Source organism: Alicyclobacillus acidoterrestris, assembly GCF_022674245.1.
Classification (GTDB): Bacteria; Bacillota; Bacilli; order Alicyclobacillales; family Alicyclobacillaceae; genus Alicyclobacillus; species Alicyclobacillus acidoterrestris.
In genome coordinates, this window is sequence record NZ_CP080467.1 from 436,392 (window position 1) to 450,659 (window position 14,268).

The 14,268-nt window shown below is 46.4% G+C and carries 17 protein-coding genes; 10 read left to right on the forward strand and 7 right to left on the reverse strand.

Going from position 1 to position 14,268, the window contains the following annotated elements; translation table 11 throughout:
- Window positions 1-450: 450 nt before the first annotated feature.
- From K1I37_RS02085 to K1I37_RS21705, 7 genes are all read right to left on the reverse strand, one after another.
- The gene (locus K1I37_RS02085; protein ID WP_021295392.1) at window positions 451-699 is read right to left on the reverse strand and encodes a hypothetical protein; all 249 of its coding nucleotides are present in this window, start codon (window positions 697-699) and stop codon (window positions 451-453) included.
- A 399-nt stretch (window positions 700-1,098) separates the two neighbouring features.
- On the reverse strand, window positions 1,099-1,371 hold the full coding sequence (locus tag K1I37_RS02090) for a hypothetical protein (RefSeq protein ID WP_021295393.1): 273 nt from the start codon (window positions 1,369-1,371) through the stop codon (window positions 1,099-1,101).
- Window positions 1,364-2,347 carry a ParM/StbA family protein gene (locus tag K1I37_RS02095; RefSeq protein WP_021295394.1) on the reverse strand — a complete coding sequence of 328 codons (984 nt, stop codon included), beginning with the start codon at window positions 2,345-2,347 and terminating at the stop codon, window positions 1,364-1,366. The genes K1I37_RS02090 and K1I37_RS02095 overlap by 8 nt, the downstream gene beginning before the upstream one ends.
- Window positions 2,348-3,207: 860 nt before the next feature.
- Window positions 3,208-3,438 carry a DUF5348 domain-containing protein gene (locus tag K1I37_RS02100; RefSeq protein ID WP_031217800.1) on the reverse strand — a complete coding sequence of 77 codons (231 nt, stop codon included), beginning with the start codon at window positions 3,436-3,438 and terminating at the stop codon, window positions 3,208-3,210.
- Window positions 3,438-4,241 carry an ExeA family protein gene (locus K1I37_RS02105; RefSeq protein ID WP_021295037.1) on the reverse strand — a complete coding sequence of 268 codons (804 nt, stop codon included), beginning with the start codon at window positions 4,239-4,241 and terminating at the stop codon, window positions 3,438-3,440. Before K1I37_RS02105 ends, K1I37_RS02100 begins: the two co-directional genes overlap by 1 nt.
- Complete coding sequence (locus tag K1I37_RS02110; RefSeq protein ID WP_242215919.1) at window positions 4,234-5,586, reverse strand: DDE-type integrase/transposase/recombinase; 1,353 nt, start codon at window positions 5,584-5,586, stop codon at window positions 4,234-4,236. The genes K1I37_RS02105 and K1I37_RS02110 overlap by 8 nt, the downstream gene beginning before the upstream one ends.
- A 14-nt stretch (window positions 5,587-5,600) precedes the next feature.
- Window positions 5,601-6,146: a DUF6431 domain-containing protein gene (locus K1I37_RS21705; protein WP_081653889.1), complete on the reverse strand. Its 546-nt coding sequence runs from the start codon at window positions 6,144-6,146 to the stop codon at window positions 5,601-5,603.
- A gap of 232 nt (window positions 6,147-6,378) precedes the next feature.
- On the opposite strand from K1I37_RS21705, the gene K1I37_RS02115 reads away from it, so the two are divergent.
- From K1I37_RS02115 to K1I37_RS02160, 10 genes are all read left to right on the forward strand, one after another.
- A complete protein-coding gene (locus K1I37_RS02115) occupies window positions 6,379-6,948 on the forward strand; it encodes a hypothetical protein (RefSeq protein ID WP_152498698.1) in 570 nt (189 codons plus the stop codon).
- A 35-nt stretch (window positions 6,949-6,983) separates the two neighbouring features.
- The gene (locus K1I37_RS02120) at window positions 6,984-8,246 is read left to right on the forward strand and encodes a hypothetical protein (RefSeq protein WP_021294781.1); all 1,263 of its coding nucleotides are present in this window, start codon (window positions 6,984-6,986) and stop codon (window positions 8,244-8,246) included.
- A 1,157-nt stretch (window positions 8,247-9,403) separates the two neighbouring features.
- Window positions 9,404-9,814 carry a GNAT family N-acetyltransferase gene (locus K1I37_RS02125; RefSeq protein WP_021294780.1) on the forward strand — a complete coding sequence of 137 codons (411 nt, stop codon included), beginning with the start codon at window positions 9,404-9,406 and terminating at the stop codon, window positions 9,812-9,814.
- Window positions 9,815-10,094: 280 nt separating this feature from the next.
- Entirely contained in the window at window positions 10,095-10,397 is a 303-nt protein-coding gene (locus K1I37_RS02130) for a hypothetical protein (RefSeq protein ID WP_021294779.1), read from the forward strand.
- Window positions 10,398-10,416: 19 nt separating this feature from the next.
- Window positions 10,417-10,812, forward strand: a complete 396-nt coding sequence (locus K1I37_RS02135; RefSeq protein WP_021294778.1) for a four helix bundle protein — start codon at window positions 10,417-10,419, stop codon at window positions 10,810-10,812.
- Window positions 10,813-10,894: 82 nt separating this feature from the next.
- Window positions 10,895-11,110 carry a hypothetical protein gene (locus K1I37_RS02140; RefSeq protein WP_021294777.1) on the forward strand — a complete coding sequence of 72 codons (216 nt, stop codon included), beginning with the start codon at window positions 10,895-10,897 and terminating at the stop codon, window positions 11,108-11,110.
- A gap of 467 nt (window positions 11,111-11,577) precedes the next feature.
- Window positions 11,578-11,940, forward strand: a complete 363-nt coding sequence (locus K1I37_RS02145) for a hypothetical protein (protein ID WP_021294776.1) — start codon at window positions 11,578-11,580, stop codon at window positions 11,938-11,940.
- 136 nt (window positions 11,941-12,076) lie between these two features.
- Window positions 12,077-12,376 (forward strand): hypothetical protein, encoded by a 300-nt coding sequence (locus tag K1I37_RS02150; protein WP_021294775.1) that lies wholly within the window; start codon window positions 12,077-12,079, stop codon window positions 12,374-12,376.
- A gap of 99 nt (window positions 12,377-12,475) precedes the next feature.
- Entirely contained in the window at window positions 12,476-13,039 is a 564-nt protein-coding gene (locus K1I37_RS02155) for a hypothetical protein (protein ID WP_021294774.1), read from the forward strand.
- 221 nt (window positions 13,040-13,260) lie between these two features.
- The gene (locus K1I37_RS02160; protein ID WP_021294773.1) at window positions 13,261-14,118 is read left to right on the forward strand and encodes a tyrosine-type recombinase/integrase; all 858 of its coding nucleotides are present in this window, start codon (window positions 13,261-13,263) and stop codon (window positions 14,116-14,118) included.
- Window positions 14,119-14,268: the final 150 nt, after the last annotated feature.

Genomic DNA, 14,268 nt, shown 5'->3' on the forward strand with positions numbered 1-14,268 from the left:
ACCATGGCTAAATGACTATAATCTCATGACAACAGGGAAAATGACCCACGCTGAACATCAACTCCTGGTGGCACGGTGGAATCTACATCATGGGGATCAAATCAAGTGAAAAGGTGTATGAATGGGCGCGGGATATCGTTGCGAAACACAGCGAGTAACAATGATTATCAGCGTCAGGTGCCCGTGCGGGATGGATGTATGATTTAGCGTCGGTTGTAAAAGACTTTGCGGCTCAAATCGTGAAAATGGGGTACATATGAGGAAAACCTGGGGAAGTCACGAGGGATTAGGTCTGCTTGAGCAGAATGAGAGCCATTACTGGCTCTCATTTCGCATGTTCGAAGTGGCATATGCCCAATGCTTTGGAAACTCAGACAATGGGAGCATGTCATTAGAGACCTCGCATCGAAGACAAAATCATCATCGTCTGTCTTTGGACATGTGGGCAGTTCAAACTTTGTTGATGGCGGCAAGTATTTTCTGACCCGCTGATTTATCTTCAATGTCGAGCCTCGAAATGGAGACAATCTCGGTGTTGACTACGTTTCCGTTGTCATTGCGGTTGAAATGGATGATGTAGCTTCCGAGCGGCGGATCGTTTACTTGCTCAACCCAAACCGTAATATCGTCGAGAGGACGCACTTCCCTGCAAAGTTGAGTTAGCCAGTCCTCGTATTTACTTAAATCATCTTCAGCCATGAAACCATCCTCCTCGGAACCATCGTGAAAACATAGGAAAATTGTAACACATGCGCTCGTAATAAGGGACGACATTTGATTTAGCTCAAACAGTGAAAAAGGCGGGTCCTTATATCTCAAGGGATACCTGCATGGAGGAAAGCCAAGGTCACATAGGCAGGGTAGGATGACTGGTCTGATACGATATTGTTCGGCGGCTATTACTTGAAGAGTGGGTTTGTTAATTGGCGTTAGAGTTTCAACAGGTTTGAGTGTGTGAGTCTATCGCTGGCAAGTCTAAAATCGAGACTTCAGGTGTCCGAAATTGCGAAAGATAGGCTACATATCAGGGAAATTCACGTAAAGTTGGCTGGATGCGTACGCTGGAGCGCGAAAGAGAGCCAATATTGGCTCTCTCCGTTAGAACAGCGACTTGAGAAGTTCCCTGTCCTCGTCCGACAATGAGTCCTTCTTCGGATGATCGCGTGATTGAAGCGTGATTCCGTTAGGGTTCCCCAACAGCCGTCTGACTACCGCCTCGATTCTTTCATCCAAGTCTTCATGGTTATTTATCATGTCATTTCGAATTAACCCGCAGACATACGCGCTAATGTTGTCCCTTTGCGCCTTCTCCCTCAAATACTTGTAAACGGCTGGATCTCGGACGGAAATTGAGATTTTCCGCTTAGACATGAGAAGTTAAGCCCCTGGCTTCAAGTAACTTCCAGTAACTCATCACATTAGAGTAGCTCCCGTTGTCATCGATCTGGGCATAAGGGTACTGGGCTAAGATAGCATCCTTTAACAACAGACTGCCTCCGCCGCAAAAAACAGGCGTAGTGAACGATAGCCCTTGTGACCTTCCATAGTTGATGATGTCTCGGACATGGTTCGTCATCAAATCACGGATTATTGGCTGGCTGTCGGGCATGACTGTGCCATTGATGGAGTAGACTTGTTCTCGTAGAATGGCTTCGCTTTCGTCCAACGTGATTGTGGTTCCGAATTGGGTGGATAGCGTCTCCTGGACATGTCCTCGAAGGAGGTTTACGCCAAGATTCGAGATCACCATACTGTCAATCTTGGGGATCAACCTGTCGAAAGTCGAAAAGGATGCGTTCATTGAGCCGATGTCGATTACTGTAACTCTGCTGTTGCGGTATTCATTCAGGTGGTAGTAGATCGGACCGAGGGATTCGGGCAATAACACCAGTTGGTTGATCCGAAACACCCAGGCTTGTCCATTCACGCGCAAGGAAATGGGCTTTTGGTCATTCAGGATAAACTCGTGATAGGCGGCTTTTAGTTTTTCGTTTTTGAAGATATGAAGTGGGGTATTCAGTGCCACAGCGACTTGCGGAATACCGACTCGGTCCACACTGAGTTTTTCCAACATCAGGGCTATGGACGTGTAAACCGCCAATTTGTGGGTAAGAGAGTGTTTGGACGCAGAGGCATAGTCCGCATTCAACTCTGAGCACATACTCCCAATAAGATACTGTTTGTCCTCAAACTCCACGCGATAAGTGTCCCCAGATACCTCGACTCCAGAAAAATGAGTTCCCTCTTGCATGAGCGTGCGGAACCGTTGCTTAATGTACCCTTGATCCTTGTAACTGAGAGTCTTGGTATAATGTTTCCCTGTGTCTACAGCGATTGCATACGACATAAAATCATTCCTCCCTACGAATTGGTTCGTCCCCATATACTAAGCACTTCTGTGCGAATAATTCCGATGGGTTCGCACTATCATGTTCGAGTCGGGTGCGACTGTGGGCGAAAAAGTAGGAAATGAGATAAGGATGAAAACAGGGACGGAGGAGGGGGAGTTTGGACGCTTCAAAGGTGTTCAGAAGAAAACGCCATTGGGGGTGTCTGGAGGAAACACCATAAAAAGGTTTACACAAGACAACGAGTGTATTATCATAGCCCTACCAGACTTCCTACTGGAAGTCACTTTTCCCTACACCACATAAGCGAAAGCTGATTTGTGTGGGGTGCCCAATTTTAAGTTTCTTCCTATGTAGCCCTGGGGTAACTATGTCCTCTGGGCGGCGGAAGAATCATGGGTACCTTGACAACTCAAATCAGCTTTTTTGTGTTGTACTCACAGCCCAGCATTGCGGATATAGAGGTTGGTGGATCCTGGTAACGAGGTCAAACGGCGTTCGCTTACGATCTTACTTTCAGACAAAGGTGCACTGCATACCATCAAATTGGACCAGATAAGGTGGCTCGAAATTCAAATCAATGTTAGGAGGGTTACTTTTGCTGAGTACAAACCTGGTCAGAGATATCAATCGCAAGAAATATAACGCGAGTCTATACCATATCAGAGAAATGGTAAGAGAAACACTGATTGAAGGTCGACGATTACGAATGGAACTTTCTAAAATGGTGGCTTGCTGTTACTGACATAGCATAACGTCCGAAAACTGACGGTGTAAGTTGACCGAGAACTGACGGATTCGCTGTCCAAGAACGCTTGCAAAAATGGGAAGGAAGTTTCCTCCCCTCCCGACAGTGTTTCTAAAGGTCGACGCTAACCAAATATCGCCGATTTTCTAAGAGTCCAAACGCGACGTCGCCGCTGATGATGTACCAAGATGTTCGTCCAAGCTCTAGCCGTCCACTAAGCGTTGTGCGTTCAATGTGAAATTGCACAATCTCCCCGCAGTGCAAACTGTACCACTCATTTTTGCCCTCAACCACCCAACGCGACAACTCTGGATCGTAGAACATCTGTAATCTCCGTGCCATCATGAGCATTCACCTTGAATGACGCGCTCGACCATGTGGTCGTCGATGATCCGTTGCCGATTTTGAGCCCCATACATGAGACAGTGCGTACAGAGTTTGTTGACCAGTCGTGGAGCTCCACCCGAGAAACGATAGATTTCATCGACAGCCTTATCCGAGAAAATAGATTGCTGTCCAGCTACCGCGTAGGCTAGATGACGTTCAATGTATGCCCCGATTTCAGCGCGGTCGTAGTGATGCAACTTACACTGTAGATCAATGCGTTGCCGAATGGCGGCGTAAGCCTGTAAGTTGAGCCGTTCCCAGAGCTCACTCTGTCCGACGAGAATTAGCGCCATAGGACTTTGCGCATCCATTTTAAAATTCAAAAGAAATCTTACTTCCTCGAGCATCTCCCGATCTAGCAAATGTGCTTCGTCTACGACCACAACTGGACTGAGGCTATGTATCCCACGCATCAGCTCAATCTCACGATGCAATTGACGTTTCGCGTCGCCGCGATAAAACTTAGCCTCGCAACCGAGTTGCTCGAGCATCCCCTTGTAAAAATGTCGTGGGGTCAGCTTAGAATCCGACAGGTACAGAATTTTGAACTTCGACTGTTCCAGCGCCTCCGAGAAACGACGGATGGTTGTGGTTTTTCCGGTTCCACAATCTCCAGTCACCACTGCGAACCACTGACGCTCCGCAGCATACTTCAGCCGACCGAGAATGTCCTCCAGTGTAGATGACATGTAGAGTTCATCTGTTGGAATATCTCGTGAGAAGGGCGTGTGAGTAAAGCCGTAGAACGATTCAAACACGACCATTCTCCTCCTTCCAGACCGCGTCATAGCGGACTGCAGGCGTGATACGCTCAATCCGATCCTGATGCTTCTTCTCGGCTGCATCCAACAGACGAGATGTGTCAACGTTTTGGTTCTCGAACCGCTCTGGCAGTTTAGGTCTTTGCCCAGCCCGTTCACCAATCACCAGTTCTCCCACAGTCCAAGGCTGGTGACCCGCGTATTCGATGGTGAGTTCCGTGATATCTGCAGGGTCGTATATGACATTCACCTTACAACCGATGAATGACAGACCCACTTCATACTTCTTACCCATGAAGTTGATACAACCGGACTTGTCCACTTTTCGAGTTTCGGCATGCAAAAAGGCATCCGCGATGCTCTCTGGTGAGATGAAACGAATGGCTTTATGGTCGCTACGATAGGCAGTCTCGGGGCTCATCTGATTCTGAAGTGCGGAGTGAGGTTGGTTCTGATAACATTCACTTAACCAGACCTCAAATTGTTGATTCAATTGTTCCAATGTCTTAGGTTTCGCCGCAGCGATTTCGTCCAGAAACGAGTCGACGATACGATTAAACCGCTCTATTTTTCCCTTCGACTCCGGCGCATAGGGTTTCGCGTAAAGCAGCCGTGTCCCGAGCTTTGAACAGGTTCGAGTCATCCATTTGGTTCTGAATTGTTTGCCGTTGTCAAAGTAGATAGCCTCTGGTATACCGTGCTTTTGTACAGCTTGGCGAAAGCAGTCTTCCACAATGGTTTGGTCCAGCGTGGGGTAAAACCTCCCGTGGAGAACAAAACGAGTTGCGTCATCCAACATAACCACGAGATAGACCTGTTGCTTTGAACCATTCGTTCCAATGGGGAGATAAGGGCCAAACTTGATGTCCGATTGCCACAACTGATTGCGGTGACGGCGCTGAAACCTACGCGCTGCCACACCGGTTTCAGCATACATTCGCATGTGTCCGGCACTATATCCTCGACGAGCAAGTTTCTCTTGAAGAGTTGTTCTCCGAATTTCCCCAGGTGCCACTTTTCCTTCCCATTCGAGAATACGAATGATCTGCGAGACGCTTCGAGAAGGAACCTCTCTGCGCAACAAAATGGCCTCTTCCAGAATCTCATCCGGGATCACCTGAGCTCGACGGCTAGATTTTGACCTCGGTTTGAGTCCCTCAAAACCTTGTTCACGAAATGTAGCTAAATAGCGGCGCAATGTTCGTTCCGATAACCCGGTCTGTGCACAGATCTCTGCCTTGCGTCTGCGAAGTTGCGCTGAATCCAGTCCATCTTCCAAAAGTGGAGACAGCAACTGAACACGATACACGGCCACATCCTCCGCTTTTTTCCAATCTTTCATGGCTAACCTCTCCTTCAAGTGGGGTTAGCCTGAATAGTAGACAGAGAAGAAGCGGACACAAAGGCAGAACGGGTATGTGTCCACAAATGTAGATTTGCAATAGGGCGGACAGCACGGGCCATCCACCCGACGGCGTCGCCGACCAAATGTCCAATTCGATGGAGTGAGGATTGTGTTGGATAGGACGGTTCCAACACACGGCCGTGACGGTTTGCAATAGCAACCAGACAACCGGTAGCATACGAAGACCATGTCTCGAACCATTGACGGACACGGCGGATGGTGGATTCGTCCGCCCCCACTGAAGGGGATGATTCGGTAATGATCTGCTCTATACTTTCTCGGTCATAGCGCTTGTAGGGCACAAGAATATCTGGGAGTTCGTGGTGGATACGATGACACTCCGTGCAACGAAGGCGCCGAATGATAAGGGTGAGTTGGTCACCGTTACTCTGCGTATAACGTCTACGTCGGCTTCCGCATACAACAAGTTGGCCCTGACAGCAAGGACACGGGATGCATTCCTCACTCCGAACAAAAAACTCGGGTGGACTGCTCAACGAGCTGATAATCTGATAGAATTACCATACGAGTTGGGGACGTTTCCTGTTGCACTGTTCGGGCGGTGCAACGCAAAAGGAGACGTCCTTTTCCATTCCTAGGATAAGGACATGATATACGTCAACTCCTGGACAGGCAATTCAGTCAACTTTCGGCCATTATGGATTGGCCAAAACAGCTTGCTATGGAACGGAAATCGACTTTAGAAGTACGGAGGCACTTATTCAGTTCGTGAATGAGTTCATCCTACGGGAAAACAGGATTACGGGTAAATTCATCTCAAACTCATTGTTAACCCAACTATCCGTAGAAACGGAGAATCCGTTCTTTAATGTCCTTATGCAATATCGGAAAACTGCTGATCGATACAAGAAGATTGCCACCTTCATCAAAGCAGTCGTCGATAAAAACTTTGATCCGATGAATAAAAGGTCGGTACAGGCATTCTTGGAACAGTGGGCTGGGGGTGTTAACGTGCCAATCCACCCAATATTCATATTGAATCGTGCTGGGCAAATTAGCATGGTTCGTCCTGCTCTTCCGTTTGACAGGAAAGGGATCAAGAGGATATTCAGGTTCAATGTAGCCATTGTCAAGGAACGAATTTCCGAAGACGAAGACGTAACTTCGGAATTGGTTCGTAATAGGCAGAAATATCTTGATTCTATAGTCAAGTTCGACGGTGACCCTTACTGCATGATTCTTGGGAATACCCTCTACGCAAAAACGGATCGTGATCAATTCGAAACGATTTGGCGTGAGAGTGAAGATGAGACTTTGGGCGTTCTGCATCTTGCATGAAAGCAATTGAACACACCAAGGAGGAGAGAAAATAAATGGGACGATACAAAGAGCTATTTGTTGATTATAAAACCATGACAAGTGATGAAATCGCCGCGCATCAAGCACTGCTTGTGGCAAATTCGCGAGGAAGCGGCACGGGACAATTGGATACGACAACGCAGAAAACAGGACGAAAGGAAAACCATAAGATTCTGAAGTATAAGAAGGGGTTTTCTCCAGAAGAGCGAGAGATGTGGAGAGGGGGACTGAAAAACAATCGCTTTGTAACCTTCCACTCGACGCATGCAAACGTAATCAAGTATCAACTTTCATATGATGAGACAGTGAGAACCTACTCCTTTGCGCGAGAAATGGTAAAAAAAGTAAATCTACGACTCTTTCTGGGATTGGATGTGCGTCGTGGTAAGAATTTTGACTGCCCAATCATTGCAGGAAATATTGCATCCGTCAATTACGATAGGGATGGGAATTGGAAATACTTCAGCCGTAACAAGGAAAATACAGAAGGATATGCATTTGACATTATCGACCTTATGCAAATCTTGTATGGCTTGACCTATTATGAGGCGTTCGACAAGCTGTGTAACATGCTGTTAATCACGGTGCAAGAGGCTGAATGGAGACACAGTCAAAAGAGGAAATACGCCAACAATATCGCTGTTATCCAACGAGCGGATTCTACTTTGGCAACCAGTTACACCGATTTGCATAGGTTCATCAAGAGGCACCTCTACCTGCTTGACGAGATGAATAGAATCGGACTCGCCAACATCGTAACGGAAGACGAATCCGTTGAGGGTGAGAGTGTGTTCTTTAGCTCAACCAGACACATTGCAGAAAGGTTAGCCGCACGGGGCATCAGTAAAGACCACACAATGGTTGACCGACTGTTGAATATGTTTGCATCGTTGGGCTTGATTAAAAAGGTGCACGCTGAGCAACTTCCAGACCATTTAGAGAGTAGGGCTACGGAGCAAATCACCAATGAGAAATATCATTACCATGTAAACTTTTACGTTATCCCTCCAATGACCAGCGAGGTGCTGATAGAAGCAAATCGGAGAGCCATTCTGTTGAAGAAAGCTGGCATCAAAGCAACGGGCATTAACGTTGATAATGTGGGCAAGATCTTGGGGTATGAAGTCCTGAAAGCGGTTTATGGCAACGACGACAGAAGGAGCATCATCCGAGGTATCAAACATATTAGACGGGAAAATTGGTTGGACAGGAAAACTCAGCGTCATGACGTGGACGAATCTTTTGATCATGATCCCTTTGAGGACGACCCGTTTTGAGTTCCAGAGCTACTGTGATTTCAAGTCCAAGTGATGTGCGAAGGGGTCATAGGGTTGTTGGACAGGTTTGTGAACTCCCTGTTATCTGGTAGTGCAGTCGCTGATGGGTGCTATTACAGTCGGCTGGTTTTAATGACGACCACTCAAATTGAGCTTGATGACTGCCTACATGGTATTTCACCCTGTGTAAACATTATCTGACTAATCTGTAGATATCAGCTTCTTCACAGCGCTGTGGTAATCGAGATACTCATAATCTCGATGCACCATCAGAACTACGACAAGTTGACGTTATGCTATTGTCGGCGATGGGTAAGTTCGCAGAGTCATCGATTGCCATCGTAAAGCTTATGTTGCATTGTGCCGCGAACCAGGTGCCATCACGAAACATGATGTTACAGGTTACCAGTCCACAATGTCGTAAGGCAGGGTTCGCCTTCCATCGCCCACGATGATTGCATCTGATGATAGCAGAGTTCACCGACTACCGCCCAAGTACATTGGGTGCAGAAGCCCCTCTTTTCCATGTATTTGTTGCTGATAGTAGAGTCCACCACTCACTGAGCAAGTATGTTGAAGCAGAAGCATCCCCCTGTCCCGACTTCGTTGTTATTAATAGATCGTTTTTCCATTAAATTTGAGAAAAGATCTCATGCATTTTCGTCGTAAAAGCCCGTTAGGGCGGAAAATGAGGCACTGACAGTAGCTATGAAAGCCGAGATGAAAATGTCGTAAAGCTTCTCAAAGGATAAAATAGACGATTACTGTTGCACTTTTTATCGGCAACCACGTGCCATGGAGTAACGAGGTGCCAGTCAACCATCGTATAGCCAAGTTTACGGTTACCGAGTAGCTTATTATGCTGACAGCAGAGTGTACCGCCTACTTAATAGACCGTGTTGAAGTGGAGAGTTCTCCCATGCCACGACTTGATTAATAAATCATTCCTCCCTAAGAAATTGGGATAAGATCCTATACCTTTGCGTGAGCCCGTAAGGGCGACATAAATAGAGAAGGATACTGTTGCATTTTTCCCGTGTCCAGTCACCAACCAGGTATAGTCATAAAGAAACACCGTATCATCGACGTATAGTTGCAGTTGATGTAGAATTGCATCTCAATTGGATTAGTCGCTACAGTTCGTGAGGAGGAGAACGATGAGGATCGGCTTTGCAACGGAATCAGACTATGAATACATTAAAGCGCGCGATAAGCATATTCTGGAGAACCTGATTCTGACGAAAATTAAGGCGAACGAGATATACATTGTGCGGAACGAACAAGGCTTCAACGTCGGATTGATGCGATACGGCTATTTTTGGGATAACACACCTTTCATGAATCTCATTTGGATTGAGGAACAGTATCGGGGGAAAGGTATTGGTAAGCAACTTGTGCAACTTTGGGAACAAGATATGAGACGGAAAGGCTTTAAATTTGTGATGACCTCTACGCGATCAGACGAAGATTCACAGCACTTCTATAGGAAGTTAGGGTATCGGGATGTTGGATGTTTGTTGCTCGAAACGCAACCGTTAGAGGTCATTTTGATTAAAGCCTTGGACTAATGTACTCACTTTGTTTCGTCTTCCTGAAAATCAAGCCGATTCGACCACTCACATTAGGCTGGAGTAGATTATATTCAGCATTACTTCGCTCATTCCCTCCCCTCCTCACCGCAACACGGTCCCATTTCAACATCCTTCCTCTATCTCGGCTTTCCCCTTAATTCGTCGTTCTTCCCTGTTCCTGCTCAGACGGGGTTCGACATCTTTTTTGTGGTACGGGTACTTGACTCTGACTAACATTGACTGTAGAGCAAATCACAATGACGAAAGGTGTGAGATATTGGCGACAATCCAAGAACTGCAAATGCGGCTTGACAAAATCGAACGAGAGATTTTTGAACACTCCCTCTTCCAGAAATCGCGAGATAAGCTCCTGAAATTGCGTCAAGAAGCCCTTGATTTGAAAGAGGACTTCTTGAACAGTTCGTTTATGGACGCACATTCCATCGAGGAACTCGAAGAAATTCGATTCAAAATTATGGAAGCCGCATTGACTGCCCATATCCTGGCGAGTGAAGCGATGTATCAGGATACCAAGGAACACATGCGGCGACTCACTGAGCTTTACGAATCAGTGTCATAGGGGAAGGGGGGTGACATGGTTGAATCACAACGATAATGAGGACTTTATTGCGCGGGATTACAGGACGCTCGCTGTATGGAAACGTTCGATGACACTCTGCGAGAATATCTATTCCCTTACCAAGCAATTCCCAAAACACGAACTGTACGCATTGGGATCACAGGGTCAGCGGAGCAGTAGTAGCGTCCCGTTAAATATCGCTGAAGGTAATTCCTTTCAACTATATCCCCGCAAGCAGATGGCATTCTATTCGAATGCGTTGGGTTCTCTGCAGGAGACAAGGTGTTTTTTGGAACTGTCACTCCGCTTGGGTTACATCGAGCAAGGTGTGTTTGACAAACTGGATGCCGAGGCACAGGAACTGGTTAGAATGTTGGTCGGTATGATTAAACGAGTGAAATCGAAAATCGCTTAGCTCCGTCCCTCCTCCCGAAATCCCTGCTCTCTCTCGACATTTCCGAACACCTGTTCCATAATCGGAGCAGGAGGGATCGAATATGGGAGAAGTATCAGGTCTTGATAGGGAAGGCGTTCATCTCGATGAAGAGATCATGTTTGATGAATGGGTCAGAGAGTGTGTTGCGCTGGAGCAGGAAGAGCGTAGAAACCAGGATCGGGTCAGAGTGTTGAGCAAAGATGACGGTTACGAATTGCCAGAGGTTGTTACCGAAGATTCGTTCAGACTGTTGATGGAGACAGTAGGTTGGGATTAACCTACATATCAGGGCGAACTATCGGCATCGACAAATAGAGTGTTGACAGAAGTCGATATCCATGGTAGATTACTCTCACGGAAGTGATCAGGAAGATCCTTCTTCGGTAGGCATACTTTTTATATAGAGTTTTTCCTCTCATATAGACCGCTAAAGCTGGTTTTGTCGAGAGGTGCGGAAGTTTTACTTAGACAAATGCTTTACCAATGGTTCTACGGGTGTTCTATGCCCTTAGAACAATTGGAAGTCTAAGTAAAATGAAAAGCACCTTTGGACTAAGCCAGCTTTTTTGTTTTGCCCATATCCAAAGCTTTCAAACCTGTTCCTTGACAACTGAATAGCAATGGATACCCAACGCCGCTCCCGTTCGGTATCCCTCGAACACAACGGTTGGCGAACGTGAGGAGAGAGGACTCAACCTCTTTCTCTTATGCCAACGAATCTAAACTGAAAGGATGAAAAGAACGATGACTACACAAACAAAGGGAAGCATGGAGAAAACTATATCCATCCTGGAAGACAAGCTGGTTGGTGAAAAAATTGAACACATCTCAACAATCTTACACTACGAATATGATTTGCGAATTTCGCAACTGATCACTCTCAAAGAGGCAGTCACACTCCATATCGCATGCGTGGAAAGTGAACTGCATCAAGACCGTCGCGCGATCATCAGATATGAGCAGGACGAAATCATTGAATGTGACGCTGAAAATGAGGCACAGCGTATCTGGAACTTATTCCACGAGGAAATCGCTGAAGTCACTAAAGTCAGCAAAGCTGATCTTCATGAATTCCTTGCCAAAGCCCTTCAGCTTCAGGAAGAGTGAAGTTATCTCGGCGGGGTTTGCACGAGAAAGCAGTACCTCGTATGACCTCTCCCTTCGAGGAGAAAGAAGCCAAATCCCGCTTACTTATCAATGACAAAGGTTAAAAACAATACCAAGTATAAAGGGGAGCTTTCTGATGAGTACGAGCGTCAAAGCAATGGACAAGGTGACAGTTAAGCAAGAGCCAGTCGGTCTGGTCCCTGAGAAGATGAATCGAGTTGCAAGCATTCTGGAATTTCGGTATGGGATTAGGGCTATTCCCCTGATCGACTCAGACCACGATGAGTGCCAACTCGTCCTGCAACCAATAGGTGAGGCTGTGGGCACTACCTATTACTTCGACATGCAAGAAATGCTCGAAGTCAATGTGGAACGGGAAGCCGCCCGTTTGGCAGAGTTTCTTGCAAGCCGTGCAACCAAGTGCCCAAAGGGTTGAGAGAAAATTGAGGGCGGGCAGATGGCTCCTCAGGGCTGTCTGCCCGAATGGAGTAAGGCGTATTGAAAACAGTTACCAATGTGAGAGGGGAAGAGTTTCATGGGACAAACTCAGACAGAGCAAAGAGTGACAGTTACGTTGGACAGGCAACTTATTGATAAAATCATCGCATTTAACTGCTTCAATCGGCAAACCTACATTGAGTGGGAAAAGCCGCTTGACTTGATATGTGGGTTAGAAGAGAAGCTATACATGATTCTCCAGGATACAAATGAAATCATCGAGACGGCGAAACGTGAGTTGGAGGGTTACTTTACGGACGATGAAGCAACTTTGCTGTTTGTGTGCTTATCGGATATGAGCCTGGGCTGGCATGACTGGACTAAACCCGAAAGGGATATTCCAAACCTGATTGAACGAAAGAAAAACAGGCTTGTGCAATTCTATCATGGCGCGATCCCGATCGATACGGTAAAAAGGGTCTGCCAGAAGGCGGCATATCTCACGCCGACCCAATGCCATGCGTTGATCAAAATTTCGCACGACATGAGGCATATGACGAAAGGTGACACCTTGAGGTTCAGTAACAATGACATAGCTCATTACTTTCGAACCAGCGGTTTTCCAGGTGACGAAAAGTGGTATGAGATTGAGATACATTGACAGCTTCGTAACTTTGTTTGATCGGGATGGGGCTGGGTGAAGCGAAATGACTCAGCCCTTATCGCTTGGTCGAGTAGGGTTTTTGATTATCAACAGAACCATTCTTATGTTGCACTTCTATCAAATCTGGAGTTAGAATTTGGACGTGAGTGCAACACAACTCTGGAGATTCAGAGACAGATTGAATGCAACAGAATTTCTGAGCGATTGAGGAGGAAAGCATGGAAGACTTAATTGAAGAATTTTCGGCGTTTCTCTCTCAGTCGAGTAAAAGTCAAAACACCATCAAAACTTACGTTTTGAACGTTCAGCAGTATTTGAAATGGTTCCGTGATACATATGGAATGGACTGCAAGCGATTGTATCGGGAGAACATTCTGGATTACAGGAATTACCTCATCAACGTGAAACGGTTTAAGGGAAAGCATCTGAACGCAAAAACGGTAAATGGATATCTAAGTGCCATGGTTGCGTATAACCAATTTTTAGCTGGTAAGGGCACTCAGGATGATGTCGTGGTTGAGAAATCCGACTTCATGAAGGTGGAACTGGATTTCGCAAACCCATGCATCATTTCAAAGAGCGATGTGGAGAAATTCAGGCAGGAAATCCTGGAGTCAGGGGATAAGCGATTGTATGCCTTGGCAACATTGTTGGCGTATGCGGGATTGCGGATTAGTGAAGCACTCAATGTCAAGCTAACAGACCTCAGTTTAGAGGCGAAGGAAGTCGTTGTCCGTAAGGGCAAGGGCGGAAAGCAGAGGTTAGTTTATCTCAACACCAGGATCGTAGCGGCGATTCGGGAATACATGAAAGTCCGTAAACCAGGGAGTGAGTATCTGTTCAACTCCCGCGAAACCGAGCGAGTAGACAGAACAGTCATCAATAAGCAGTTCAAGAGATTTAGCCAAGTGATCACACCCCATACTTTAAGACATTTCTATGCAACAAATGCTTTAGAGAATGGGTTTTCTGTTCATGAGGTAGCGAATCAATGTGGTCACAGGGATCTGAAGGTTACGCTGTTGTATACAAATCCCAGCAGAAGTGAAATGAAGCGTAAAGCAGAACTATTGTAGGCTTCGTGGAGTTTCAGGTGTAGTGGATTGAAATCAGGATACCATCCGTCATAAGTGGGGTTCCGTTATTAAAAAAACGGGACCCCGTTGTTTTTTGTCAAAGAGCTTGCAGGGCGGACATATAGACACCGATCAGATTATGAGTGATAA

Bases quoted from the DNA above. Each gene is read 5' to 3' on its own strand.
- K1I37_RS02085 (WP_021295392.1), bottom strand. From the start codon at position 699: ATGGCTGAAGATGATTTAAGTAAATACGAGGACTGGCTAACTCAACTT.
- K1I37_RS02090 (WP_021295393.1), bottom strand. From the start codon at position 1,371: ATGTCTAAGCGGAAAATCTCAATTTCCGTCCGAGATCCAGCCGTTTAC.
- K1I37_RS02095 (WP_021295394.1), bottom strand. From the start codon at position 2,347: ATGTCGTATGCAATCGCTGTAGACACAGGGAAACATTATACCAAGACT.
- K1I37_RS02100 (WP_031217800.1), bottom strand. From the start codon at position 3,438: ATGGCACGGAGATTACAGATGTTCTACGATCCAGAGTTGTCGCGTTGG.
- K1I37_RS02110 (WP_242215919.1), bottom strand. From the start codon at position 5,586: ATGAAAGATTGGAAAAAAGCGGAGGATGTGGCCGTGTATCGTGTTCAG.
- K1I37_RS02120 (WP_021294781.1), top strand. From the start codon at position 6,984: ATGGGACGATACAAAGAGCTATTTGTTGATTATAAAACCATGACAAGT.
- K1I37_RS02125 (WP_021294780.1), top strand. From the start codon at position 9,404: ATGAGGATCGGCTTTGCAACGGAATCAGACTATGAATACATTAAAGCG.
- K1I37_RS02140 (WP_021294777.1), top strand. From the start codon at position 10,895: ATGGGAGAAGTATCAGGTCTTGATAGGGAAGGCGTTCATCTCGATGAA.
- K1I37_RS02145 (WP_021294776.1), top strand. From the start codon at position 11,578: ATGACTACACAAACAAAGGGAAGCATGGAGAAAACTATATCCATCCTG.
- K1I37_RS02150 (WP_021294775.1), top strand. From the start codon at position 12,077: ATGAGTACGAGCGTCAAAGCAATGGACAAGGTGACAGTTAAGCAAGAG.
- K1I37_RS02155 (WP_021294774.1), top strand. From the start codon at position 12,476: ATGGGACAAACTCAGACAGAGCAAAGAGTGACAGTTACGTTGGACAGG.
- K1I37_RS02160 (WP_021294773.1), top strand. From the start codon at position 13,261: ATGGAAGACTTAATTGAAGAATTTTCGGCGTTTCTCTCTCAGTCGAGT.